General features: G+C 43.1%; 3 protein-coding genes. All 3 read left to right on the forward strand.

Annotated elements, in window-relative coordinates:
• Window positions 1-225: 225 nt before the first annotated feature.
• The 3 genes from PX636_RS03820 to PX636_RS03830 are packed head-to-tail and all read left to right on the forward strand — an operon-like array spanning window position 226 to window position 1,957.
• Window positions 226-657, forward strand: a complete 432-nt coding sequence (locus PX636_RS03820) for a DUF29 family protein (RefSeq protein WP_288116272.1) — start codon at window positions 226-228, stop codon at window positions 655-657.
• 7 nt (window positions 658-664) lie between these two features.
• Window positions 665-907, forward strand: a complete 243-nt coding sequence (locus PX636_RS03825) for a DUF5678 domain-containing protein (protein ID WP_002798223.1) — start codon at window positions 665-667, stop codon at window positions 905-907.
• Window positions 908-943: 36 nt separating this feature from the next.
• Complete coding sequence (locus tag PX636_RS03830; protein WP_288116273.1) at window positions 944-1,957, forward strand: WD40 repeat domain-containing protein; 1,014 nt, start codon at window positions 944-946, stop codon at window positions 1,955-1,957.
• The last annotated feature ends 114 nt before the right edge of the window (window positions 1,958-2,071 follow it).

Consider the following 2,071-nt stretch of genomic DNA (forward strand, 5'->3'; position numbering starts at 1 on the left):
AACGAGGACGTAGCGGTTAGCGCAGAGGAACGGCATTTGGAATTTGGTGTACGAGGCTCCTATTCCGTATTCGCTTTCCGCGTTGAAAATGTATTTTATTGCTAATAGTGAATTCTATGTACCATAGTAATTAACTTTTTGCTCAAGATGGCCTTAAATGAGCTTTGGGATAGAGAGACTTGTGGCAAGATATAATTAAGGGGTATTTGGGGAAGAAATTGGATTATGGAAGAACTTTTAGAATTAAAAGCTTTGCTCTTAAAAGGTGATATTAAAGGTTCACTGGCGATTGTAGAAGACCTTGAAGATATGAGCAAAAACGGGATTATTAGCACCATTCGTAGTTATGCTGTTATCTTATTACTTCATTTAATTAAACAACAGGCAGAAAACCGAACCACCCGTTCTTGGGATGTCTCCATTCGCAATAGTGTTAGAGAAATTCAACGCCAAAATAAACGCCGAAAAGCGGCAGGATATTATTTAAGTGATGAGGAATTAACAGACACTTTAAACGATGCTTATCTTAATGCTTTGGATGCCGCTTCTCTAGAAGTCGAAGCAGCTTGTTATCAATCGGAGCAACTAGAAGCTATAATTGACAAAAATAAACTGATTAGCACTGCTTTCCTTTTAATAAAAAACGTCTCTCCTTAGAAAGATTATGACCAACTCAATCTCTCAAGAACAAGCCCAAGAAATGTTACGTTGGTTAAACAAAAATCGTGACACCGTGCTTGATTTGTATAAAAATCAATACATTGCCTATAATGAAAAATGGGTGATTGCTCACGGTGAAAATTTACAGAATGTTCTGGAACAAGCCAAGACAACCAATCAAGAATTTGTCATTTATCTTGTTCCTCGTTGTCGTTATTCTCTGCAAATTTTACCAGTTCAAGTTTAAAGTAGTTTAAGATGATTTTGACAACGGCAAAATTCTATGAAAATAACCCTTTATCAACCGACGTTATCGTTATTATTGCTGCTGTTGCTATCCGGTGGTTGTGCAGTCAATCAGGAAAAAGGGAAAACCATCACTCCGCAAGCGTCTCCCCTAGCAGAAATCGTTCCTTGGCAGATGGTCGAACGGGTTACTATTTTAAAAGCCGATCAGGATCCCATCTATGCTTTGGCTATTAGTCCCGATAACTCCCTGCTGCTGAGTGGTAGTTTTGACGGCACGGTTAGGGAATGGGACCTAAAAACTCAAAAACCTCTCAGGACTTGGCAACTAGGTGATACTGTCAATGCTATCCAATTTAGTCCCGATGGTGAGACTTTCGTAACTGCCGATGCGGGGGGAAAAGTGCAACGCTGGAATACGCGCACCGGAAAATTAGAAATGACCTATCCTGGCCATGCTTTTCTCGTTACCGATGCCGCTATTTCTCCCGATGGCAAAATTTTGGCCACGGGTAGCTGGGATCGTACAGTTAAACTCTGGGATTTTCAGACGGGTACACTGTTAAAAACCCTGCGCGGTCATAATCATCCGATTCAAGCGATCGCATTTAGTCCCGATGGTAAAGGAATTGTTAGCGCCGATTACGATGGCTTCGTTAAACTGTGGAAAGTGAGTACCGGTCGCTTTATTCGCGCCTATGCGGGGAATTTATTCCCCGTTTATCGGGTGCTTTTTTCCAAGGATGGTAATACCGCCGGTACTGCTAGTCAAGACGGTTCGATCCGCGGTTGGCAAGTGAAAAGCGGCATCGGCACCACTACTATTCTCGCCCATAACGACGCTGTTACCGATATGGCCCTGCTGGATGGGGGCAAAGTTTTGGCCAGCACCTCCGGGGATGGAACTGTCAAATTTTGGGATGTTAATACCCGTCGGCACTTGAATACTCTCAAGGGAAACGTCATCCTAAGAATGGTTGCCAGTCGAGATGGTCGTTGGTTAGTCACTGGAGATCGAGACGGTGCGATCGCAATCTGGCGGGGAATCTAATTGGGGTCTGCTGAAAAAGTTTTTCCTAGAAGCAGGGTGTAGGGTGTAGGGTGTGGGGTGTGGGGTTTTACCGATTTTGAGGGGGTCAATTACCTAATTTTCAGGGAAAAAGTA

Source organism: Microcystis sp. M53598_WE2, assembly GCF_030067735.1.
GTDB classification, from domain to species: Bacteria; Cyanobacteriota; Cyanobacteriia; order Cyanobacteriales; family Microcystaceae; genus Microcystis; species Microcystis aeruginosa.

What these genes read in the sequence shown, in the direction of transcription:
- PX636_RS03820 (WP_288116272.1), top strand. Translation starts at nt 226, where the DNA reads ATGGAAGAACTTTTAGAATTAAAAGCTTTGCTCTTAAAAGGTGATATT.
- PX636_RS03825 (WP_002798223.1), top strand. Translation starts at nt 665, where the DNA reads ATGACCAACTCAATCTCTCAAGAACAAGCCCAAGAAATGTTACGTTGG.
- PX636_RS03830 (WP_288116273.1), top strand. Translation starts at nt 944, where the DNA reads ATGAAAATAACCCTTTATCAACCGACGTTATCGTTATTATTGCTGCTG.